We start from the raw sequence: 23,296 nt of genomic DNA on the forward strand, positions 1-23,296 counted from the left end.
GCGCGCGGGCAAGGCGCAAACCACAGCCATGGCGCTCGCCATGGCGAGGATTTGCAACGCCGCCCCCGCGCCCGAGGGCGACTCGAACGGGTGCGCAGCGCTCACCCAAGCGGTGAACGGCTTTTGCACCCAAAACGGTTCAAACATCAACACCTTGCATCCAGCTCAAAGCGGTCAACTGCCGGATTTAGGTTCAATGGCTCACGCGGCCGACCGGGCAGCCACCCTGAACGACCGAAATCCCGTTGCGGCCTCTCGCCCTACTGCCGTGCCGTGCGCACGTTGGCCGGCAAGGATGCGGGGTGGCTGCTGCGCCAGGGGTTGATGTCGAGGCCGCCGCGACGGGTGTAGCGGGCGTAGACGGTGAGCTTGGCGGGTTTACAGCGGGTCCAGAGGTCCATGAAGATGCGCTCGACGCATTGCTCGTGAAACTCGTTGTGGTTGCGAAAGCTCACGAGGTAGCGCAGCAGGCCCTCTTGGTCGATTTGCGGCCCGCTGTAGTGAATTTGCACACTCGCCCAGTCGGGCTGGCCGGTGACGAGGCAGTTGCTCTTGAGCAGATGGCTCACCAGGGTTTCTTCGACGGGCTGTTCGTCGAAGGCGGCGCGCAGCAGTTCGGGCGCGGGGGTGTCGTGCGTGCATTCGACGTCGAGGCGGTCGAGGCTGAGGCCATCGAGTTCATGAATGGGCTGCGCGTCGAACGCCTCCGGTCCGAGCAGGCGCACGCCCACGCTCGCGCGTACCGGTCCACCCTGCCAGACGGCCGCGCTCAAGTCCTCGCGCAGGCGCGTGCGCACGGCCTCGGCATCGTCGAAGCGGGTGTTGTTGTAGCTGTTGAGGTAGAGCTTGAAGGACTTGCTCTCGACGATGTGGGTGCTCTCAGCCGGCACGGTGATGTGCGCGATGGCGACCTGCGGCTTGCCGCGCGGGTTGAGCCAGGAGACTTCATAGGCGGTCCAGAGGTCGGCCCCGCCGAAGGGGGGCGCGCCGGTGATGCCGATCTCGGCACGCTTGGGCGCGCGCGGCAGCGGAAACAGCAGGCTCGGGTCGTAGCGGTCGCAGTAGCGCGCCGGCTTGCCCAGCGGCGACTCCTCGGGCCGCAAGTCCCGCGCGGCCGGGGAGGAAGACTCAGACGGATGCTTCGATGGGGATGGGTTCATGGATGGGCTCCTTCGGTGGCGCCGGGGCGCTCGGGGCTGGCCGCGCGCAGGTGTTCGATCAGGGCGGGCAGCACGCGCTCGACCACGCCGCTGGGCAGGTCGTGCCCCATGCCCTCGATGCCGAGCATCCGCGCGCCGGGAATGCGCCGTGCGGTGTCGAGGCCGCAGGCATAGGGCACGAGCGGATCGGCCTTGCCGTGGATCACGAGCGTCGGCGCACGGATGCGGCCAAGCCGCTCGGCGCGGTCCATGTCGCCAATCACCGCCGCCATTTGCCGCAGCGTGCCCGCTGGGCTGTGGCTGCGGCGCACGCTCGCGAGGATGCGCGCGCGCAGTTCCGCCTCGTCTACATGGAAGTCGGGGCTGCCAATGGCGGTGAAGATGCGCAGGTAATGCTCGACCAAGTCGACCGGCGAGCCGCTCGGTGGGCGCTGCAACAGCGACTTGAGAATGCGCGAGTCCGGCCCGGGCAGGCCGCGCGCGCCGCTCGAACTCATGATGCTGGTGAGGCTCAGCACCCGCTCGGGGGCGAGCAAGGCCAAGCGCTGCGCAATCATGCCGCCCATGCTCATGCCGACGACGTGCGCGCGCGCGATCCCCAGCGCATCGAGCACGCCGAGGGCATCGCGCGCCATGTCCTCGAGGGTATAGGGCGGCCGCGGCTTGAGGCCCAGCCGATGCTGCAGCCCCACCCACAGCAGGTTGGGCACGCCCAACGCGTCGAGATGGGTGGACAAGCCCGCGTCACGGTTGTCGAAGCGCACGACCCGAAAGCCCGCGTCCTGCAAGCCCTGCACCAGCGCCGGCGGCCAGTCGGTGAGCTGCAGCCCCAGGCCCGAGATCAGCAGCACCACCGGCCGCTCGGCCTGCGTGCCGTCGGCGCCACTGTCCTCGACTTCGAGCTCGAGTCCGTTTGCTTTTATTTTCATAGCATTCAACCTAAATCCGGCAGTTGGGCGCGCCTGGGCGGGTCGTCATCGGGCGCGCGGGCAAGGCGCAAACCGCAGCCATGGCGGGTGCCATGGCGAGGATTTGCAACGCCGCCCCCGCGCCCGAGGGCGACTCGAACGGGTGCGCAGCGTTCACCCAAAAGGTGAAGGGCCTGCGCACCGAAAATTGCTGAAACATCAAAACCTTGCTTTTCGCGAGCAGCGGTCAACTGCCAGATTTAGGTTCAATGACCATTTCACGCCGGCATATGGCGAGAAACCTTCAAAAAGATACCCACCAGACGCCGCGGTGGCGACCGCAGGCCGCCTTGGCCACTCAATACGGCCGCTCACGCAGCCACTTGGTCGCAATCCACTTCTCACCCTCGAGCACGGGCGCGCCGCCGTGCAGCGTGCGCGTGGCGGGGTGGGGCATGGGGTAGCTGAAGAACACGGCATTGCCCCGCCGCGGCGCGACCGCAATGCCCGCGTCGGGGAAGGTGGTGGCGCCGCCGCGCAGCGGCTCGTCGAGGTACATCACGAGCGTGCCCACGCGCTGCCCGCCGTGTTCGGTCAGCCGCGCCGTGCCGGGGGCGGCAGGGTCGAAGTAGTCGTAGTGCGGCTTGTATTCGGCGCCCGAGCAATAGCGCAGCACCTGGATGCCCTCGCCGTGCTCGACGGGCCAATTCAGCAGCCGCGCAATGCGCGCTTCGATGCGCGCAATCAGCGGGCTTTCGCCGCGCGTGAAGAACATGCCCGCGCTGGTGCGGTCGTCGTTGAGTTCTTCACCGCCGGTGCGCGTGTCCACGGTCATCGAGCGCTTGAGGCGCGGCGCGGCTTCGGCTTTGAGTTGCTCACATTCGTCATCGGACAGGAAGCCGCCGAACACCACCAATCGCGGCAGGGCGACGGTCGTGAGCACCGCGACGCGCCGGTCGCCCGCGTCGATCCAGGTGGGTTCGCCGCGGAGGTCGGGCTCGGGCACGGGGCGGCTGGCTTCGGCGATCAGTGTGTCAACGGCCACACCTTGGTCGCGCAGGTGCTCGGCCAAGGTTTGCTCCAGAGCCGCCACCGCCACGTCTTCGGCCCAACCGGCGGCGCGCATGGCCTGCAGCAGCGCGGGCAGCTCGCAGCCAGCCTCGGCCTGCGCAATGATCCACTGACGCAGTTCGGGCGTGATCGAAGCCGAAGCCGAGCTCGACGCCGAGGTGGAAGCCGCCATGCCTCCGCCCTTTATGCAGCCACCCGGCGGCGGAACACCAACCGGTCGGGGGTCGATGCCTCGGGCGCGTAGCCATAGCCGTCGAGGTCGAAGCCCTCGAGCTGCCGCGGCAGCGTGACGCGGTGCGTGATGGCCCAGCGGCACATCAGGCCGCGCGCGCGCTTGGCGAAGAAGCTGATGATCTTGTACTGACCCGACTTCCAGTCCTCGAACACGCACTCGACCACCCGCGCCTTGAGCGCCTTCGTGTCCACCGCCTTGAAGTATTCCTGCGAAGCGAGGTTGACCACCACGGGCGTGGTGTCTGCCGCAAGCCGCTCGTTGAGGTAAGCCGCGATGCGATCGTGCCAAAAATCGTAGAGATCCTTGCCGCGCGGGTTGGGCAGCTTCGTGCCCATCTCCAGCCGGTAGGGCTGCATCAGATCCAGTGGGCGCAGCACGCCGTAAAGCCCGCTCAAGATGCACACATGCCCCTGCGCCCATTGCAAGTCTTCGAGCGCGAGCGTGCGCGCCGACAGCCCTTCGTAAACATCACCGTTGAACGCAAGCACCGCCGGCCGCGCGTTCTCCGGCGTGGCCTCGGGCGACCAGGCCTCATAGCGCGCGACATTGAGCGCGGCGAGTTTGTCGGAGAGGTCCATCAATTCGGCCACCTCCTGCGGTGAACGCTGGCGCAGCAGGGCAATGAGCTCGGCCGCGTCCTCGGTGAACCGTGGCAGCGTGGCCGCAACGGGCGGGAGCGGAGACTCGAAGTCGAGCGATTTGGCCGGAGAGAGCAAAAACAACATGGCAGGAAGCAAAAAACCGGACGTCGGCGACGCCTCGCGGTGAATTCTGCCTCAGGGCAGGTCGGGCGAGCTCTGCGCTCAGCCTCTCAGGTCTCGATCTCAAGCCTCGACCGTCAAATCGCCGGCCAGCGACGCCAGAGTTTCCGGCGCGATCTGCGCATGGGCCGGATAGTTCGTGTGGTCGCAGCCCACACGCACCGCGGCACCCGCCTTGACCGCCGCGCGCAGGGCAGGGGGCAGCTCGAAACGCAGGAAGTGCACCGCGCTGGTCTTGTCGGGCGTTTCGCGGTCGAGATCCTCGTCGGCAATGGCATACACGCGCGGGTAACCCTCGACCTCGACGAACACCCGATCCTCGATGCCGATGAGCCGCGCGAGTTCACGCCGCCGCTCGTGGATGTCGGGATACTCGAGCATCATCGTCGCCTTCCAGTTGGTGCCATCGGGCACCAGCGGCGCGTAGGCCTCGATTTCCTGCGCAATGCCCTCTTCCTCGAAGATTTTTTCGATGCGCAGCATTTCCTGAATTTGGTAGCGCATCGAAAGCTCACTCTCGAACTGCAGCGTCAGATGCTCGCCCAGATGCACGGTGCGCAGCTTGCGGTGGGCCATGATCTCGGGCTTGTGCGTCTTGCGCCACTTGCTGTAGGCCTCGAGCGTCATGAGGCTCTCGGGGGTGATTTTTCCGGTCGTTTGCATGGGGTTGCCTCCGAAGGCGCTGGCGTACGACGCGCTCAGTCCAGTCCGTAGGCCTGGCGCACGAGCGTCAGCGGGTGCTTGAGCTCGGGCGTGCCGAGCTGGTTGACTTCGAATCCTTGCGCGATGTGGTGCCCGCCCAGCGGGCAGTCGGAGCTGATGTAGTCCGGCGGGCTGCCATCCTTCATCTGCGCCATGGCCTTGAAGACGGGCTTGCCGATTTTCATGGCCGTCTGGTGCGTGGCCTTCTTGACGCCATAGGTGCCCGCGTGCCCCGAGCAGCGCTCGACCGTGTGGATGTCAGTGCCCGGAATCATCTTGAGCATCTCTTCGGTCTTGCGGCCGATGTTCTGCACCCGGCCGTGGCAGGGAATCTGGTAGCTCACCTTGCCCAGCGGGCGCGGAAATTCGGTCTTGAGCAGCCCGTCGCGTTTACGCGCCATCAAATACTCGAACGGATCCCACATGTGTTCCTTGACCAGCTGCACCTCGGCGTCTTCGGGATACATCAAGGGAATCTCCTGCTTGAACATCAAGGCACAGCTCGGCACGGCAGCCAGGATCGCATAGCCCTCGCGCGCATACCGTGCCAGCACCGGAATGTTCGCGCGCTTGGCGGCATCGACCGATTCGAGGTCGCCCAGTTCGAGTTTGGGCATGCCGCAGCAGCGCTCTTTCTCGACGATCACATAGGGCACTTCGTTGTGGTCGAGGATCTTGAGCAGGTCCAGACCGATGCCGGGCTCGTTGTAGTTGATGTAGCAGGTGGAGAAGATCGCCACCTTGCCCGGCGTCTTCTCACCATCGACCACACGGCTCGCCTTGGCTTTGGGCGCCGCCCAGCGAAAACGTTGCGTGGCGAGGTCCGGCAGCCAGGCGTCCCGGTCGACGCCCGCGACCGACTCCAACACCGAGCGCGCCGCTTTCGTATGCGTGACCGCATTGGCTACCTGCACCACGATCGGGATGCCCGCGAACTGCCCGTGCACGTCGGTCGAAGCCAGGAATCGCTCCGCGGCATGCACCTCGCCCTTCTTGAACTTGATCGCCTTGGCGCGCAGCATGGTGTGCGGAAAGTCCAGGTTCCACGGGTGCGGCGGCGTGTACGGACACTTGGTCATGTAGCACAGGTCGCACATGTAACACTGGTTCACGACCTTCCAATAGTCCTTCTTGTCGACCCCGTCGACCTCGCCCGTCGGCCCCTCGTCGACGAGGTCGAACAGGGTCGGGAACGCCGCGCACAGACTCACGCACCGGCGGCAGCCGTGGCAGATGTCGAAGATGCGCTCGAGTTCCTTGAAGCACGAAGCCTCGTCGTAGAACTCGGGGCTCTTCCAGTCCAGCGGATGCCGGGTCGGTGCTTGCAGATTGCCTTCGGTGGCCATGCGTTCCTCCGGTATGTCGAGACGGCAGCCGCTGCACGCAGGCGGCTTTGCCGGGCTTGTAGCGCTTCGTGCATTGGGCGCCGGCCAGCACCGGTGCCCAACACACGAAACACTCAGTCGACGAGTTCGTTCAGCGCCTTGGTGTAACGGTTGGCGTGCGAGCGTTCGGCCTTGGCCAGCGTCTCGAACCAGTCGGCGATCTCGTCGAACCCTTCCTCACGCGCCGTCTTGGCCATGCCCGGGTACATGTCGGTGTACTCGTGCGTTTCACCCGCCACGGCCGAGGCGAGGTTCTGCCGCGTGGTGCCGATCGGCATCCCCGTGGCGGGGTCGCCCGACTGCTCGAGGAACTCGAGGTGACCGTGCGCATGGCCGGTTTCCCCTTCCGCGGTCGAGCGGAAGAGCGCAGCGACGTCGTTTTGACCTTCGACGTCGGCCTTGTTGGCGAAATAGAGATAGCGGCGGTTGGCCATCGACTCGCCGGCAAAGGCGTCCTTGAGGCATTGCTCGGTTCGCGAACCTTTCAATGTAGGCATGGTGTGCTCCTGAGGGTGAAATGGGTATCGGCAGGTCCGTCTCGCCCAGCCCACCCTGCGGGCGCGCCACGCACCGCAGAGTGGCCGAATGCGGACGTCTTCACGTTAGCCCCATCACCGCCGCAAATCCAGTTGAGTTTTTCTATCGAGTCGATTACCACAACCTAACGCGGCACGGTCGCGGCCCCTGGCGAACACGAGCATGCCGCAGGCCGCCCGCAGTCGGTACAGGATCCCGGCGTCGGCACTCAGCAAGCTGCTGCGCGCGCGAGGGGCTTGTTGAGCGTTGCCTAGAATCAGGGGTTTGCGCGCCGCGGCTTGCGCAGCCGCTTGCGCCCGTCTTTCAGCCCCCGCACCCCAACGCCTCCATGACCGATCAGCCCATCCAGAGCGGCCTTGCCAGCCTTGCCAAGTCTTTCGAACCCGCCCCCATCGAGCAACGCTGGGGGCCCGAGTGGGAGCGCCGCGGTTATGGCCGCGCGGGCTATCGGGGCACGGGCGCCCCGAAGGCCGGGGCACCTGCGTTCGCGATCCAGTTGCCGCCGCCCAACGTGACCGGCACGCTGCACATGGGCCATGCGTTCAACCAGACCATCATGGACAGCCTGACGCGCTACCACCGCATGCGCGGCTTCAACACGGTCTGGATCCCGGGTACCGACCATGCCGGCATCGCCACCCAGATCGTCGTGGAGCGGCAGTTGCAGGCTCAAGGCGTCAGCCGCTACGAGATGGGCCCCACCCCGGAAGAAGCACGCAAGAATTTCGTCGCCAAGGTCTGGGAGTGGAAGGAGCAGTCGGGCAACACGATCACGCGCCAGATGCGACGCCTGGGCGACTCGGTCGACTGGAGCCGCGAATACTTCACGATGGACGAGAAGCTCTCGCGCGTGGTCACCGAAACCTTCGTTCGGCTCTACGAGCAGGGCTTGATCTACCGCGGCAAGCGCTTGGTGCACTGGGACCCCGTGCTCAAAACCGCCGTCTCCGATCTCGAGGTGGAGAGCGAGGAAGAAGACGGCTTCCTCTGGCACATTGCCTATCCCTTGGTCAACGGCTCGGGCCACCTGACCGTCGCCACCACCCGCCCCGAAACGCTGCTGGGCGACGTGGCCGTGATGGTCCACCCGGAAGACGAGCGCTATCGGCACCTGGTCGGCCAGTTCGTGAAGCTGCCGCTGTGCGACCGGGAAATCCCCGTCATCGCCGACGCATACGTCGACCGGGAATTCGGCACCGGCGTGGTCAAAGTCACGCCGGCGCACGACGCCAACGACTACGCGGTTGGGCAGCGGCACGGCCTACCCATCATCGGTGTGCTCAACCCCGACGCCACCATCAACGAGCACGCCCCCAGCCCCTACCGGGGCCTCGACCGCTTCGAGGCGCGCAAACGCATCGTCGCCGACCTCGAAGCCGCGGGACTGCTGGTCGAGGTGAAGAAGCACCGGCTCATGGTGCCGCGCTGCACCCGCACCGGACAGGTGATCGAGCCCATGCTGACCGACCAGTGGTTCGTCGCCATGACCAGCAAGGGCAACGAGAAGAACACCAGCGGCACCTCGATCGCTGAGAAAGCCATCCACGCCGTCGCCTCGGGCCAGGTGCGTTTCGTGCCCGAAAACTGGGTCAACACCTACAACCAGTGGATGAACAACATCCAGGACTGGTGCATCAGCCGTCAGCTCTGGTGGGGTCACCAGATTCCCGCCTGGTACGACGAAGACGGCCAGGTCTATGTCGCCCGGACCGAGGCCGAAGCGCAGGCTCAAGCCGGCGCCGGCAAGCGGCTCACGCGCGACCCCGACGTGCTCGACACCTGGTATTCGAGCGCGCTCGTGCCGTTTTCGACCATGGGCTGGCCCGAAAGCGTCGACGACCCCAATCCGCTCAAGGACTACGACCTCTATCTGCCCAGTTCGGTGCTGGTCACTGGCTACGACATCATTTTCTTCTGGGTCGCCCGGATGATCATGATGACCACGCACTTCACCGGCCGCGTGCCCTTCCGCGACGTCTACATCCACGGCCTGATCCGCGACGCCCAGGGTAAGAAGATGAGCAAGTCCGAGGGCAACGTGCTCGACCCGGTCGACCTGATCGACGGCATCGACCTGCCCACCCTGCTGGAGAAGCGCACCACCGGCCTGCGCCGACCCGAAACCGCGCCCCAGGTCCGCAAGGCGACCGAGCGTGAGTTTCCGAGCGGCATCCCGGCCTACGGCGCCGACGCGCTGCGCTTGACCTTCGCGGCGCTCGCCTCTTTGGGCCGGAGCATCAACTTCGACACCAAGCGCTGCGAGGGCTACCGCAACTTCTGCAACAAGCTCTGGAACGCCACGCGCTTCGTGCTGATGAACTGCGAGGGTCAGGACTGTGGCCTCGCAGACCATGGCGCCGAAGCCTGCACGCCCGGCGGCTATCTCGACTTCAGCCAGGCCGATCGCTGGATCGTCTCGGCGCTGCAGCGCGTCGAGGCCGAAGTCGCGCAAGGCTTCGCGGACTACCGGCTCGACAACGTCGCCAACGCGATTTATGACTTCGTCTGGAACGAGTTCTGCGACTGGTACCTCGAAATCGCCAAAGTGCAGATCCAAACCGGCCGGCTCGAGCAGCAGCGTGCGACCCGCCGCACCCTGATCCGCACGCTCGAGACCGTGTTGCGCCTCGCCCACCCAATCATTCCCTTCATCACCGAAGAACTCTGGCAAAAAGTCGCGCCGGTGGCCGGCCGCCCCGGCGAGTCGGTCAGCATCGCGCCCTACCCCGAGGCTCAACCCGAGCGCATCGACCCCGCCGCCGAGGCCGAGGTCGCGCACCTCAAAAGCATCGTCGAAGCCTGCCGCACGCTGCGCGGCGAACTCGGTGTCTCGCCCGCCACGCGGCTGCCGCTCTACGCGGTCGGCGATGCAGCCTTCCTGCGTGCCCACGCGGCCGTGCTGCAGTCGCTCGCCAAGCTCAGTGAAGTCCGCGTGTTCGACGACGAAGCCTCATGGGCCGCGGCGGCACAGACCGCGCCGGTCGCCGTGGTGGGCGACGCGCGGCTCTGCCTTTTCATGGAAATCGACATTGCCGCCGAGCAAGCCCGCTTGAGCAAAGAGGCCGCCCGCCTGCGCGGCGAGATCGCCAAGGCCGAAGGCAAGCTCGGCAACGAAGCCTTCGTCGCCAAAGCACCGCCGGCCGTGATCGCGCAAGAGCGCCAGCGTGTGACCGACTTCCGCGCCCAGCTCGAAAAAATCGAAGCCCAGTTGCAGCGCCTCTCGGCGCGGTGAATCGGGCGCAAAGAAAAACCCGGCGTCTGCCGGGTTTTCTTTGCATTTCAAAGACCCGCCGCTCGATCGGCGGGTCTCTACTCAGCTTGCCGCTGCCGGCGTGCGCAGGCGAATGTGCAGTTCGCGCAGCTGCTTTTCATCGACCGGGCTCGGCGCGTGTGTGAGCAGACATTGCGCGCGCTGGGTCTTCGGAAAGGCAATCACGTCACGGATCGACTCGGCGCCGGTCATCAGCGTGATGAGGCGGTCCAAACCGAAGGCCAGGCCACCGTGCGGCGGCGCGCCGTACTGCAGTGCATCGAGCAGGAAGCCAAACTTGGCCTGGGCGTCTTCGGGCGAAATTTTGAGGGCGGCAAACACCTTGCTCTGGACGTCGGCACGGTGGATCCGAATCGAGCCGCCGCCGAGTTCCCAGCCGTTGAGCACCATGTCGTACGCCTTGGCCAGGCAGCGGCCGGGGTCGGACTCCATGTAGTCTTCGTGGCCGTCCTTGGGTGCGGTAAACGGGTGGTGCACCGCGTTCCAGCGGTTTTCCTCTTCGTCGAACTCGAACATGGGGAAATCGACCACCCACAGCGGCGCCCAGCGGTCTTCGAACAGGCCGTTCTTCTTCGCCAGTTCGCTGTGGCCGATCTTCAGGCGCAGAGCGCCGATGGCGTCGTTGACGATCTTCGCTTTGTCCGCACCGAAGAAGATGATGTCACCGTCGCGCGCGCCGGTGCGCGTGAGGATGGCCTCGATGGCGCGGTCGTGCAGGTTCTTGACGATCGGGCTCTGCAGGCCGTCTCGGCCCTTGGCGAGCTCGTTGACCTTGATCCAGGCCAAGCCCTTGGCGCCGTAAATCTTGACGAACTCGGTCAGCGCATCGATCTCGCTGCGAGGCATTTCCGCGCCGCCGCGCACGCACAGGGCGACCACGCGACCACCAGGCGTTTGCGCGGGGCCAGAGAAGACCTTGAAGTCCACATCGGCCATGACGTCGGTGAGTTCGGTGAACTCGAGCTTCACCCGCAGGTCGGGCTTGTCCGAGCCGTAGCGGTGCATCGCTTCGCTATAGGGCATGACCGGGAAGGTGCCCAGGTCCACGCCCAGCACTTCCTGGAACACGCCGCTGATCATGCCCTGGAACAGGTCACGGATTTCCTGCTCGGTGAGGAAGGAGGTCTCGATATCGATCTGCGTGAACTCGGGCTGACGGTCGGCGCGCAGGTCTTCGTCGCGGAAGCACTTGGTGATCTGGTAATAGCGGTCGTAGCCCGCCACCATCAGCAACTGCTTGAACAACTGAGGCGACTGCGGCAGTGCGAAAAACATGCCGGGATGGACGCGGCTCGGCACGAGGTAGTCGCGCGCACCTTCGGGGGTCGACTTGGTGAGCATCGGCGTCTCGATGTCGATGAAGCCATGCGCGTCAAGAAACTTGCGCACCGCCATCGCCACACGGTAGCGCAACATGAGGTTGCGCTGCATGTAGGGGCGACGCAGATCGAGCACGCGGTGCGTCAGCCGCGTGGTTTCCGAGAGGTTCTCGTCGTCGAGTTGGAACGGCGGCGTGACCGAGGGGTTGAGCACGACGATCTCGTGACACAGAACCTCGACCTTGCCGCTCTTGAGCTGCTCATTGACCGTGCCCGCGGGGCGAGCCCGCACGACCCCACGAACCTGAATGCAGAACTCGTTGCGTAGCCCCTCGGCGACCTGGAACATCTCGGGGCGGTCGGGGTCGCAGACCACCTGCACATAGCCTTCCCGGTCGCGCAAATCGACAAAGATCACGCCGCCGTGGTCGCGCCGGCGATTGACCCAGCCGCAAAGACTGACGTTTTGACCGATGAGGGATTCGGTCACCAGACCGCAATAGTGAGTTCGCATGGACATGGGAGACTTTCAGCGCAGTGAGATGCCTCTGCAACCAGAGACACCGGGGGGCACATCTTCAGGAGTGGGCGGGCCGATTGGCCGCGGCATCCGGAGCCACGACACCCATCGAGATGATGTATTTCAAAGCCGCGTCGACGCTCATCTCGAGTTCGATGACGTCCGAACGCGGAACCATGAGAAAAAAACCGGAAGTGGGGTTGGGCGTGGTCGGCACGTAAACGCTCACGTGCTCGCCAACCAGATGGGCCGCCACCTCGCCCCCGGGCTTGCCGGTGAGAAAGGCGATCGTCCACGAACCTGGCCGCGGATACTGGATCAACAAGGCCTTGGAAAACGCATGGCCCGAGCCTGAAAACAGCGTGTCCGCAACCTGCTTGACGCTGTTGTAGATGCTGCGGACCACGGGAATCCGCGTCATCAGTCGGTGCCACTGGCGCAGCCACCACTGGCCAAACATGTTGGCAACGAAAAGGCCGGTCAGCAAAATTCCGGACGCAACCAGGATGACCCCGAGCCCCGGAATATGACGCAGCGGCTCGGTGATGACGGCCAGGCCCGGGACGACCGCCGTGACGGCCCCGAGCATGGCGAGGAAGATGCCGTCGAGCAGGCCGACCAGCCAGGTCAGCACCCAGATCGTGACGCCCATGGGCAGCCACACCAGCAGGCCGGTAATGAAATACTGCTGGAAGCGGCGCTTCATGGGCGGTGCGGGCGAATGCGCTTAAAGAGACGGCTTCAGTGGCATGCGCAGGCCGCGCCGCATGCGCCGGACTCGCCAGCGGAGGCTGTGGCAGTCGACTCGCTCTTGGATTCGGTCGCCGCAGCGGACGATGCCGTCGCGGTGGCGGCGGCGCCTGAGGAACCGCCGCGGAAGTCCGTCACGTACCAGCCCGAGCCCTTGAGCTGGAACCCGGCCGCCGTGACCTGCTTTCGAAAGGTCTCCGCCCCGCAGGCAGGACACTTCGTGAGCGGAGCATCCGACATTTTTTGCAAAACGTCCTTGGCATGACCACAGGACTCACAACGGTAAGCGTAGATTGGCATGGCTTCAAAGGACAGTGTGAAAGGCAAAGCCTTGAATTATAGGCACCCAAGCCCCTCTTCAAGCCCCACGACCGATCGACTCGGCCGACGCCTCGAAGTGGTGGACATGCCCGGTGTGGTTGCGTATCCACTGCGGCCCGAGCGAGCCCACCGCCATGCCAAGAAACGCGGCCAGCAGCCCCGCGAGTTGCTGCGGGAACGCTTGCCCCAGCGCCGGCGTCAACATGAAAACCAGCCAAACCAGCAAGCCCGCCGCCACCGACAGGACCGCCCCCTGAGTCGTCGAGCGCTTCCAATACAAGCCTGCGACCAGCGGCACGAAAGCGCCAACCAGCGGCAGCTGGTAGGCGCTAGATACCAGTTCATAAATCGACGTGCCCTGCATCGCGACCGCATAACTCAGCACGCAGGCGGTAAAGATCAGCACCGTCAAGCGCATGGCCCGCAAGGTTTGCTGGTCGCTCATGCCCGGCCGAAGGTTGCGCAAGATGTTCTCGACGAAGGTCGTGCTCGGAGCCAGCAGCGTCGCCGAGGCGGTGGACATGATGGCCGAGAGCAGTGCGCCGAAGAACGCCACCTGCAGAACGGGCGGCATATGGTTCAAGACCAGCGTGGGCAGCACTTTTTGCGGATCTTCCTGGAGCAGAGCCGTGGCCTCGGGCATCACCAGCACGGCGGCGGTGACGACGAACATCGGAATGAAGGCAAAGCCGAGATACAGCAGGCCGCCCACGACGGGGCCGCGGCGGGCGATCTGCACGTTCCGCGAGGACATGACGCGCTGAAACACATCCTGCTGCGGAATCGAGCCCAGCATCATCGTGATCGCAGCCCCGATGAAGAACAACCAGTCGTGCATGCCGCCCTTGGGGAAAAACCGCAGCTTGTCCGCCTGCGCGGCGTAGGTGTACACCCGAGCCGCCCCGCCCGCCAGGTCGGCCGCAAACCAGGCGATCGCCAGCAAGCCGGCCGCGATGACGATCATCTGCACGAAGTCGGTCAGTGCCACCGACCACATTCCGCCGTAGAGCGTGTAGACGAGCACGACCAGCGTCCCTAGAACCATACCCCCGGCGACGCTCACATGGTCGGGCGCCAGCATCGAAAACACGAGGCCAAGCGCCGTGATCTGCGCGGCGACCCAGCCGAGGTAACTCAACAGAATGATGAGCGAGCAGGTGACCTCGACCGCACGGCCGTAGCGTTGACGGTAATAGTCGCCCAGCGTGATGAGTTTTCGCGGGTAGAGCTTGCCCGCGAAGAACAGGCCGACGAGAACCAGGCACATCGAGGCACCAAATGGATCTTCGACCACCGCGCCCAGGCCACCATCCACGAAGCGGGCAGATACACCCAGCACCGTCTCAGAGCCGAACCAGGTCGCAAACGTCGTCGCGACCACGACGGCCATCGGCAGGCTGCGGCCCGCCACCGCGTAGTCGGCGGTGTTGTGCACCCGACGCGCCGCGAGCAAGCCTATGGCCACCGAGGCGAGCAGATAGAAGACGATGAAACCGATCAACATGGAGGATCTCCGCAAAAAATCTCTAGGCGATGCGGAATCCGTGCCCGCGTTGGCGTGCGAGAGACGGGTTCAGCGTTGCCTCAAACTTCACAGGACACCGGACAAGCGCATGCGCAGGACGAGTTGCATCACGATCAAACCCAGGACGAAGCCCAGCCCGCCGTACAACAGCGCCTGCAGCAGCCGGTTGGTGCGGCGCTGTTCTCGCAGCAGTTCGAGCGTTTCGCGCTCGAGCCGCGCCCGATCCGACTTCAGATAGTCGTGCAGCAGCCGTGGCAGCTGCGGCAGGATCTTGGCGTACTGCGGCCCCTGGGCGCGCATTTCCTCCCACAGGCGCTGCGGGCCAACCTGCTCCATCATCCAGCGCTCCAGGAACGGCTTGGCCGTGCTCCACAAATCCAGTTCGGGGTCGAGCTCACGGCCCAGGCCCTCGATGTTGAGCAGCGTCTTTTGCAGCAACACCAGCTGCGGCTGAATTTCGACATTGAAACGCCGCGAGGTCTGGAACAGCCGCAGCAGCACCATGCCGAGCGAAATCTCGGCCAGCGGCCGATCGAAATAAGGTTCACAGACCGAGCGAATCGCCGACTCGAGCGCGTCGACGCGCGTCTCGGGGGGCACCCAGCCTGACTCGATGTGCAGTTCGGCCACGCGCTTGTAGTCGCGGCGGAAAAAAGCGGTGAAGTTCTGCGCGAGATACTCTTTGTCGAACTCGGTCAGCGTGCCCACGATGCCGAAATCGAGCGAGATGTAGCGACCAAACGTAGCCCGCTCCAGGCTGACCATGATGTTGCCCGGGTGCATGTCGGCGTGGAAGAACCCATCGCGAAAGACCTGGGTAAAGAAGATCGTGACGCCATCGCGCGCGAGCTTCTTGAGGTCGACCCCAGCCGCCCGCAGGCGCTCGACCTGACTGATCGGCACTCCCGTCATGCGCTGCATCACGATGACCTCGCTGGTGCAGTAATCCCAATACATCTCGGGAATGAGCACCAGGTCGAGCCCCTCCATGTTGCGCCGCAACTGCGCGGCGTTGGCCGCTTCGCGCACGAGGTCGAGCTCGTCGTGCAAATAGGTGTCGAACTCGGCGACCACCTCGCGGGGTTTGAGGCGTCGCCCATCGGCGCTGAGCCGCTCGACCCAGCCGGCCATCATGCGCATGAGCGCGAGGTCTTTTTCGATGACCGGCTGCATGCCGGGGCGTAAAACCTTGACGGCCACGTCGCGCTCGATCCCGTCGCGGCCCTTGAGACGCGCGAAATGCACCTGTGCGATGGAGGCGCTGGCGACCGGCTCGCGCTCGAAGCGGGTGAAGATTTCGCCGACCGGGCGACCAAACGCGCGCTCGATGATGGCCACGGCCACGGCCGAATCGAACGGGGGCACGCGGTCCTGCAGCCGCGCGAGCTCATCGGCGATGTCGGGCGGCAGCAGGTCGCGGCGCGTGGACAGCACCTGACCGAACTTGACGAAGATCGGCCCCAAGGCTTCGAGCGCCTCGCGCAGCCGCTGACCGCGGGGCGCGCTCAGGTCGCGTCCGAGGCGCGTGGCCCGCGCGAGCGCCCGCAACCCCCGATGCGAAAAGGCGTTGAGGACGAGTTCGTCGAGACCAAAGCGCACCGCCACCCAAAGGATGAAGGCACCACGCCAAAGCTGCCTCATCGCCGCCCCCGTTGATCGACGGGCGCCTCGTTCATGCGGACTCGACCGGCCGCTCGGCGCGGCCTGCGACGAAACGCCGCACGGCCGCAAGCAGCGTGCGGCCCGCCTCTGCCAACGCATGCGCCGGCGCATCCCCGAGGATGCGCGCGAGGTCCTCTTCGACGTCCCAGCGCACATGGTCGGCCAGCCACTGGACCTCGGCGGCCAGTTGCACATCACCTTCGATGCGCACCGGAGGCTTCTCGCCCTTGAGCAGCATCTGAGCCACCGCCCAGGGCGAAGGTTCGCTGACGGTCAGCACCAGATCGGGCGCGACCTCACCGGCTTCGACCGACTCGAACAAGCCGGCCGGGGTGATCTGCAACAGGATGTCCCATTGCTGCCAGGCCACCTGAATCTGCCGGCCGTGCAGGCGCTGGAGCCGCTGCATCGCCGCCGGCTCCTGCATCAGCACATGATTGAGCAGCAGCACCAGCCGCTGCTGCAGCTCATGGATCAGCCAGGGCGGAGGCTTGAGGCCAGCAGGCAAGGCTTGCGGGAGAGCCTCGAGTACGGAGAACGGGAAGGGCGTCGTCATGGGGTGCGATTATTCCCTGAAAGCGACTCGCCCCACCCCGAGCGCGGTTCGCAACCAACCCACCCGGCTGTGTGACCATCGGGATTACTGCAGGGCTTGCACGCCAGCAACCAGCCAGCCGCTGAGCCCCTGCTTGGGCTTGGAGAGATTCCAGACTTCGCGGAACGGTGTCGGCGCCGCCCCCGGTTCCTCCCGGATGACGCCATTGAACTCCACACTGGCCAGATAGGCGTCGCCGAGATCCTCGATGCCGAGCAAGCGGGCGTCGAGCATCACGACCTCGGTGTGGTTCGGCACGCCCGAGTCGTGGCGTTCGCGTTCAGCGAGCTGCGCTTGAATTTCAGCGACCATGGCGTCGGTCATCATCGAGCGCAGCGTCGCCATGTCGGCGCGGTCCCAAGCCGCCTGGAGGGTCACGAAATTGCGCTTGGCCGCGTCGAGGAAACCCGCCACGTCGAAGCCCGCCGGAATGCCCCAGCCCTGAGGGCCGTCCAGCGCGCCCGCCTGAGACGGCGTACCGAGCGCCGAGCCGATCATCGATCCACCGGCGGGCGTGAGGTCACGCTCCCACGGCCGGGCCGACGCATCGTTGCCCACCTTGTCCGGGCTGTAGCTGCGCAGCGCGCCTGGAGCGCCCGCCGCGCCTGCCGCGCCCGCCAGGGCCGGCTGCGGCGCAGCGCGGCGGCGCATCAAAGCCGCGACGACCGCCACGACGACGAAGGCGAGCAACACCAGCAACAACACCGACCCCAACGCCCCGCCCAAGCCGAGCGAGTGGGCCAGCCATGCCAAGCCCAGACCCGCGGCCAGCCCGCCGAGCATCGCGCCCCAAGGGCGCTTCGGTGCCGGAGCCGCAGCCTCCGGCGCTTTCGGCGCTTGGGCTGGCGCCGCGCTCTGAGCAGGCGCGCCCGGTGCGGCGGGCGGATTCGGATTCGCCGAGCGCTGCGTCACCTGGCTCGACTGCTGACCGATCGACTTTCCGCCACCCAGCCGCCGCGCCGCTTCAGCATCGAGACTGCCAAGGGCCAGGGCCAGGACCAGGGCGACAGACCAAAGTTGTTTCATGAGGGCTCCCAAGGTTGATTCGGTGTGGAGGCAACGCTCAGTCCCAAGCCTGAAGTTCAGCGTTGCCTAGGGCAACCCTGAATCAGTTCCCGCGATGGTGCGCGCCCGGCCGCGGGATGGGATGCGAGGCGCAAACCGCAGCCATAGCCAAAGCTATGGCGAGGATTTGCAACGACGCAGACCGCCCGCAGCCGGGATGCGCAGCGCGCGAGGGACTGGCTCAGGGTTGCCCTAGCACTTGATTCCAACATGAAGCGCGACGATGCCACCGGTGAGGTTGTGGTAATCCACATGACCAAAGCCCGTTTGTTTCATGAGGGCTTTGAGCGCTTCTTGGTCCGGGTGCATGCGTATGGACTCGGCGAGATAGCGGTAACTGGCGTCGTCGCCCGCCACCCATCGGCCCAAGGTCGGCAGTACCTTGAACGAATACCAGTCGTAGGCCTTTTCGAGTGGCTTGGCCACTTTCGAGAACTCGAGCACGAGCAGCTTGCCACCGGGCTTGAGCACGCGATTCATCTCGCGCAGGGCCACGTCCTTGTGGGTCATGTTGCGCAGGCCGAAGGCGACGCTGACCCGGTCGAAGCGCGCATCGGGAAACGGCAATTGTTCGGCGTCGCAAACCACGGTGGGCAACACGACGCCGGCATCGAGCAGCCGGTCGCGCCCGACACGCAACATGGATTCGTTGATGTCGGTGTGCACGACGCAGCCACGCGTGCCGACCTTACGGGCGAAAGCCAGCGCGAGGTCGCCCGTTCCGCCAGCGATGTCGAGCACCTGGTGGCCCTCGCGGACGTCGGCCACCATGACCGTGTACGCCTTCCAAAGACGATGCAGCCCTGCCGACATCAGGTCGTTCATCAGGTCGTACTTGGGCGCGACGCTGTCGAACACGCGCCGCACGCGTTGGGCCTTCTCTTGCTCGTCGACCGTCTCGAATCCGAAATGCGTGGTGCTCATGGGTCAGGGGGCCTTGCGGCCAAAAAAATCAAACAAATCCGCCGTTTGCCAGCAGAAAACGGCCCTTCTTTGCTCTCATTTTGAGATCAATGGGAATGGCACCCGCCCCCCGATTTTTCCGGCATGGGGGCGTCGCGGTCCAGCCCGGCCGCAGCCAGGCGCGACGCGTACTCCGCCCAGAGCGCCTGCTCGTTGGCGCCGAGGAAGTAGAGATACTCCCAGGTAAAGATGCCGCTGTCGTGGCCGTCGGAGAAGGTCGGTTGCACCGCGTAGTTGCCCACAGGCTCGAGCGCGACGATGTCGACCTCGCGCTTGCCGGTTTGCAGCACCTCCTGCCCGGGCCCGTGCCCCTGCACCTCGGCCGAGGGCGAGTAGATGCGCATGAGCTCGAACGGAATGCGAAAGCGCGCGCCGTCCGAGAACGCGATTTCGAGCACGCGCGAGGCGCCGTGCACCGTGAGATCCACCGGTGTCGGGGTGTCGGTCTTGAGGCCGGCCATGAAAGTCTCCTGCGTTGGGTGGGTTCAGCCTCTCAAACCAGCACGCGCTCGATGCCGCCGGCGTTGGCCGCAGCGACGTATCGCGGCAGCCAGTCCTCGCCGAGAATCTGACGCGCCATCTCGACGACGATGTAGTCGGCTTCGAGCAGGCCGTTTTGCAAGTCGTCCTCGTAGCGTTTGAGGCCTTGCAGGCAGCTCGGGCAGCTGGTGAGGATCTTGACGTTCGCGCCTGGCGCGACTACACCGCTGGAACGCAGCGCCGCCTCGCCGCGGCGGATCGACTCTTCTTTGCTGAAGCGGACCTGGGTCGCGATGTCGGGCCGGGTGACGCCCAACGTGCCCGACTCGCCGCAGCAGCGCTCGCTCTTGAGCACCTGGTCGCCGACCAGCGCCTGGACGGTCTTCATCGAGTCGCCGAGTTTCATCGGGTTGTGGCAGGGCTCGTGGTAGAGGAAGCCACCCTGCCCCGCCGGCAGCGTGATGCCTTTTTCCAGCAGGAACTCGTGGATGTCGATGATGCGGCAGCCGGGGAAAATGTCCTCGAAGCGGTAGCCCTGAAGCTGGTCGTAGCAGGTGCCGCAGCTCACCACCACGGTGCGGATGTCGAGATAGTTGAGCGTGTTGGCGACCCGGTGGAACAGCACGCGGTTGTCGGTGATGATTTTGTCGGCCTTGTCGAACTCGCCCGAGCCGCGTTGCGGATAGCCGCAGCACAGATACCCCGGCGGCAGCACGGTCTGCACCCCCGCATGCCAGAGCATGGCTTGGGTGGCCAGCCCCACCTGGCTGAACAGCCGCTCGGAACCGCAGCCGGGGAAGTAGAACACCGCTTCGGATTCGGGCGTGGTGGCTACCGGGTTGCGGATGATGGGGACGTAGTCCTTGTCCTCGATGTCGAGCAGCGCGCGCGCCGTCTTCTTCGGCAGCCCGCCCGGCATCTTTTTGTTGATGAAATGGATCACCTGCTCGCGCACCGGCGCTGGGCCGTGCGTCGCCGGCGGGCGCGCGGTCTGGCGGCGCGCCGCGACCTTGAGTACGCGGTTGGCCAGGCGCTGCGCCTTGAAACCCACGTCCACCATCGCGCTGCGCATGAGCTTGATGGTTTCGGGATGGGTGGCGTTGAGGAACAGCATCGCCGCCGCGTTGCCGGGTCGGAAGGACTTCTTGCCCATCTTGCGCAGCAGGTTGCGCATGGCCATGGTCACATCGCCAAAATCGATGTTCACCGGGCAGGGCGTGAGGCATTTGTGGCACACCGTGCAATGGTCGGCCACATCCTCGAACTCCTGCCAATGCTTGATCGACACGCCCCGGCGGGTCTGTTCTTCGTACAGGAAAGCCTCGATCAACAGCGAGGTCGCCAGGATCTTGTTGCGCGGTGAATAGAGCAGGTTCGCGCGCGGCACATGGGTCGCGCACACCGGCTTGCACTTGCCGCAGCGCAGGCAGTCTTTGACGCTGTCGGCGATCGCGCCGATGTCACTCTGCTGCATGATGAGCGACTCGTGCCCCATGAGGCCAAAGCTCGGGGTGTAGGCGTGTTCGAGGTCGCTCGCGTACACCGGCGCGCCGGGCTCACCGGTCGGCCGCCCGGCACCCCGCAGCAGCTTGCCGCGGTTGAACCGACCCTCGGGGTCGACGCGGCGCTTGTATTCGGCGAAGGGCCGCAGTTCCTCGTCGCTGAGGAATTCGAGCTTGGTGATGCCGATGCCGTGCTCACCCGAAATCACGCCATCGAGCGAACGCGCCAGCGCCATGATGCGCCGAACGGCCTCGTGCGCGGTCTGCAGCATCTCGTAGTCGTCGCTGTTGACCGGAATGTTGGTGTGCACATTGCCGTCACCCGCGTGCATGTGCAGCGCCACCCAGACCCGGCCTTTGAGCACGCGCTGGTGGATCGCGTTGCATTCTTCGAGGATGGGCGCGAACGCCCCGCCGGTGAAGATCGCGCGCAAGGGCGCGCGCAGCTGGGTCTTCCAACTCGCACGCAGCTCGTGGTTTTGCAGCTGCGGAAACAAGGCATCGACCTGGTCGAGCCAGCCCTGCCACTGCGCACGAACTTCGCGCACCAGCGTCAGCGCCTGCGCCACACGCTCGTCGAGCAGTTCCGCCGGGGGCACCTCGCCGCCCTCGCCTTGGGGAGCCAGCGGCAGGTTTCCACCCGAGAGAAAGGCCTCGAGCTCGTCGCACAGGCGCAGCTTGTTGCGCAGCGACAGCTCGATGTTGATGCGCTCGATGCCGTCGGTGTATTCGGCCATGCGCGGCAGCGGGATCACCACGTCTTCGTTGATCTTGAAGGCGTTGGTGTGGCGGCTGATCGCCGCCGTGCGCTTGCGATCGAGCCAGAATTTCTTGCGCGCTTCGGGGCTGACGGCGATGAAGCCCTCGCCCCCACGCGCATTGGCCAGACGCACCACCTCACTCGTCGCGCGCGCGACGGCGTCCGGGTCGTCCCCCGCAATGTCGCCAAACAACACCATCTTGGGCAGACCACCGCGCTTGCTCTTGGTGGCGTAACCGACCGCCTTCAGATAGCGGTCATCGAGGTGCTCCAGACCGGCCAGCACCACGCCGGAGCGCTTGGCCTCGGCGAACAGAAAGTCCTTGATCTCGACGATGCTCGGCACCGCGTCGCGCGCGTGGCCGAAAAACTCCAGACACACCGTGCGCGTGTGCGCCGGCATGCGGTGCAACACCCAGCGCGCGCTGGTGATGAGGCCATCGCAACCCTCCTTCTGTACCCCCGGCAGGCCGGCGAGAAACTTGTCGGTGACGTCCTTGCCCAGGCCTTCCTTGCGAAAGACGGCACCGGGAATTTCGAGGATTTCGCTGCGCACGCGGGTTTTGCCGTCGGCCTCGAAATACTGCAGTTCGAAGCGGGCGACCTCCGCATCATGGATCTTGCCGAGGTTGTGGTCGAGCCGCGTGACCTCGAGCCACTGCGCGTCGGGCGTGACCATGCGCCAGCTCGCGAGGTTGTCGAGCGCCGTGCCCCACAGCACCGCCTTCTTGCCGCCGGCGTTCATCGCAATGTTGCCGCCGATGCACGACGCGTCGGCCGAAGTGGGATCGACCGCAAACACAAAGCCCGCGCGCTCGGCGGCATCGGCGACGCGTTGCGTGACCACGCCGGCCTCGGTCCAGATCGTGGGCACGTCCCGATCCACCCCCGGCAGCCGCCGCATCTCGACCGCGCCCATGCCTTCGAGCTTCTCGGTGTTGATGACCGCGCTCTTCCAGGTCAGCGGCACGGCGCCGCCGGTGTAGCCGGTGCCGCCGCCCCGCGGGATGATGGTCAGGCCCAGTTCGATGCACGCGCGCACCAGCGCGGCCATCTCGGCCTCGGAGTCGGGCGTGAGCACGACGAAAGGCACCTCCACGCGCCAGTCGGTCGCGTCGGTCACATGCGAGACGCGCGAGAGGCCGTCGAACTTGATGTTGTCGCGCGCGGTGCAGCGGCCCAAGGCCCGCAGCGCCTGGCGCCGCAAGGCCGCGACCTCGCGCAGGCCCGCATCGAAGCCCTCGACCGCCTGCCGGGCCATGCCGAGCAGTTCGGCCACCAGCGCGTCGCGGCCGGCATCGGCCTCGGGCGTGCGCCGCTTGTCGATCTCGGCGAGGCGATGTTGCAGCGCCTCGACCAGCATCTGCCGGCGCTTGGGGTTGTCGAGCAGGTCGTCTTGCAAATAGGGGTTGCGCTGCACCACCCAGATGTCGCCCAGCACCTCGTACAGCATGCGCGCCGAGCGGCCGGTGTGGCGCTCTTCGCGCAGCTGCTCGAGCAGCGTCCAGGCGCGCGCGCCCAGCAGCCGAATCACGATCTCGCGGTCCGAGAACGAGGTGTAGTTGTAGGGGATCTCGCGTAGGCGCGGCTGATCGTCGCCGTGGGCCAGCAGGTGATGCAAAGGTGTGGGAGCGTTCATCGCGAAAGACCATCCGGCACGAACCGCCACCCGGATGGGGCGACCCGACGGAGGCCGGAATGTTACCGCAGCGCAACATTCACACGGCGGGGGTGGGGCCAAGCCGGCTCGGTCCACAAGAGCGGACAAACCCTCATGCGCCCGGGCCGTCACCGGATTTACATT

18 protein-coding genes are annotated in these 23,296 nt (G+C 65.7%); 1 reads left to right on the forward strand and 17 read right to left on the reverse strand.

Annotation, left to right across the window (positions count from 1 at the left end; all coding sequences use genetic code 11):
- Window positions 1-260: 260 nt before the first annotated feature.
- From queF to JHC36_RS00035, 7 genes are all read right to left on the reverse strand, one after another.
- Window positions 261-1,160, reverse strand: a complete 900-nt coding sequence (queF, locus tag JHC36_RS00005) for an NADPH-dependent 7-cyano-7-deazaguanine reductase QueF (protein ID WP_287914263.1) — start codon at window positions 1,158-1,160, stop codon at window positions 261-263.
- Window positions 1,157-2,089: an alpha/beta fold hydrolase gene (locus JHC36_RS00010; RefSeq protein WP_287914266.1), complete on the reverse strand. Its 933-nt coding sequence runs from the start codon at window positions 2,087-2,089 to the stop codon at window positions 1,157-1,159. The genes queF and JHC36_RS00010 overlap by 4 nt, the downstream gene beginning before the upstream one ends.
- A gap of 337 nt (window positions 2,090-2,426) precedes the next feature.
- Window positions 2,427-3,311 (reverse strand): 2OG-Fe(II) oxygenase, encoded by an 885-nt coding sequence (locus JHC36_RS00015; protein WP_287914269.1) that lies wholly within the window; start codon window positions 3,309-3,311, stop codon window positions 2,427-2,429.
- Window positions 3,312-3,322: 11 nt separating this feature from the next.
- Entirely contained in the window at window positions 3,323-4,099 is a 777-nt protein-coding gene (gene yaaA, locus JHC36_RS00020) for a peroxide stress protein YaaA (protein ID WP_287914272.1), read from the reverse strand.
- Window positions 4,100-4,198: 99 nt separating this feature from the next.
- Complete coding sequence (locus JHC36_RS00025; protein WP_124223901.1) at window positions 4,199-4,798, reverse strand: DUF3501 family protein; 600 nt, start codon at window positions 4,796-4,798, stop codon at window positions 4,199-4,201.
- A gap of 35 nt (window positions 4,799-4,833) precedes the next feature.
- Window positions 4,834-6,183: a (Fe-S)-binding protein gene (locus JHC36_RS00030; RefSeq protein ID WP_287914281.1), complete on the reverse strand. Its 1,350-nt coding sequence runs from the start codon at window positions 6,181-6,183 to the stop codon at window positions 4,834-4,836.
- Between the two features lie 113 nt (window positions 6,184-6,296).
- Entirely contained in the window at window positions 6,297-6,719 is a 423-nt protein-coding gene (locus JHC36_RS00035; RefSeq protein ID WP_124223897.1) for a rubrerythrin family protein, read from the reverse strand.
- 368 nt (window positions 6,720-7,087) lie between these two features.
- On the opposite strand from JHC36_RS00035, the gene JHC36_RS00040 reads away from it, so the two are divergent.
- Window positions 7,088-9,991, forward strand: a complete 2,904-nt coding sequence (locus JHC36_RS00040) for a valine--tRNA ligase (RefSeq protein WP_287914285.1) — start codon at window positions 7,088-7,090, stop codon at window positions 9,989-9,991.
- Window positions 9,992-10,072: 81 nt separating this feature from the next.
- On the opposite strand, the gene aspS is transcribed toward JHC36_RS00040, so the two are convergent.
- From aspS to JHC36_RS00090, 10 genes are all read right to left on the reverse strand, one after another.
- Window positions 10,073-11,869 (reverse strand): aspartate--tRNA ligase, encoded by a 1,797-nt coding sequence (gene aspS / locus JHC36_RS00045; RefSeq protein WP_287914288.1) that lies wholly within the window; start codon window positions 11,867-11,869, stop codon window positions 10,073-10,075.
- 58 nt (window positions 11,870-11,927) lie between these two features.
- Window positions 11,928-12,575 (reverse strand): DUF502 domain-containing protein, encoded by a 648-nt coding sequence (locus tag JHC36_RS00050; protein WP_124223891.1) that lies wholly within the window; start codon window positions 12,573-12,575, stop codon window positions 11,928-11,930.
- Window positions 12,576-12,610: 35 nt separating this feature from the next.
- On the reverse strand, window positions 12,611-12,919 hold the full coding sequence (locus JHC36_RS00055; RefSeq protein ID WP_124223889.1) for an FmdB family zinc ribbon protein: 309 nt from the start codon (window positions 12,917-12,919) through the stop codon (window positions 12,611-12,613).
- Between the two features lie 58 nt (window positions 12,920-12,977).
- Window positions 12,978-14,444 (reverse strand): high affinity choline transporter 1, encoded by a 1,467-nt coding sequence (locus JHC36_RS00060; protein WP_287914294.1) that lies wholly within the window; start codon window positions 14,442-14,444, stop codon window positions 12,978-12,980.
- An 87-nt stretch (window positions 14,445-14,531) separates the two neighbouring features.
- Window positions 14,532-16,106 (reverse strand): ubiquinone biosynthesis regulatory protein kinase UbiB, encoded by a 1,575-nt coding sequence (gene ubiB / locus JHC36_RS00065; RefSeq protein WP_124223885.1) that lies wholly within the window; start codon window positions 16,104-16,106, stop codon window positions 14,532-14,534.
- Window positions 16,107-16,137: 31 nt separating this feature from the next.
- Window positions 16,138-16,683 (reverse strand): hypothetical protein, encoded by a 546-nt coding sequence (locus JHC36_RS00070; protein WP_124223883.1) that lies wholly within the window; start codon window positions 16,681-16,683, stop codon window positions 16,138-16,140.
- An 84-nt stretch (window positions 16,684-16,767) separates the two neighbouring features.
- Complete coding sequence (locus tag JHC36_RS00075) at window positions 16,768-17,748, reverse strand: Tim44 domain-containing protein (RefSeq protein WP_287914299.1); 981 nt, start codon at window positions 17,746-17,748, stop codon at window positions 16,768-16,770.
- A 231-nt stretch (window positions 17,749-17,979) separates the two neighbouring features.
- Window positions 17,980-18,711, reverse strand: a complete 732-nt coding sequence (ubiE, locus tag JHC36_RS00080; protein WP_124223879.1) for a bifunctional demethylmenaquinone methyltransferase/2-methoxy-6-polyprenyl-1,4-benzoquinol methylase UbiE — start codon at window positions 18,709-18,711, stop codon at window positions 17,980-17,982.
- Between the two features lie 86 nt (window positions 18,712-18,797).
- Window positions 18,798-19,211, reverse strand: a complete 414-nt coding sequence (locus tag JHC36_RS00085; RefSeq protein WP_287914303.1) for a gamma-butyrobetaine hydroxylase family protein — start codon at window positions 19,209-19,211, stop codon at window positions 18,798-18,800.
- A gap of 32 nt (window positions 19,212-19,243) precedes the next feature.
- Window positions 19,244-23,131, reverse strand: a complete 3,888-nt coding sequence (locus JHC36_RS00090) for a DUF3683 domain-containing protein (protein WP_287914306.1) — start codon at window positions 23,129-23,131, stop codon at window positions 19,244-19,246.
- Between the last annotated feature and the right edge of the window lie 165 nt (window positions 23,132-23,296).

The sequence above is a fragment of the Tibeticola sp. genome (assembly GCF_022759015.1).
Classification (GTDB): Bacteria; Pseudomonadota; Gammaproteobacteria; order Burkholderiales; family Burkholderiaceae_C; genus Tibeticola; species Tibeticola sediminis.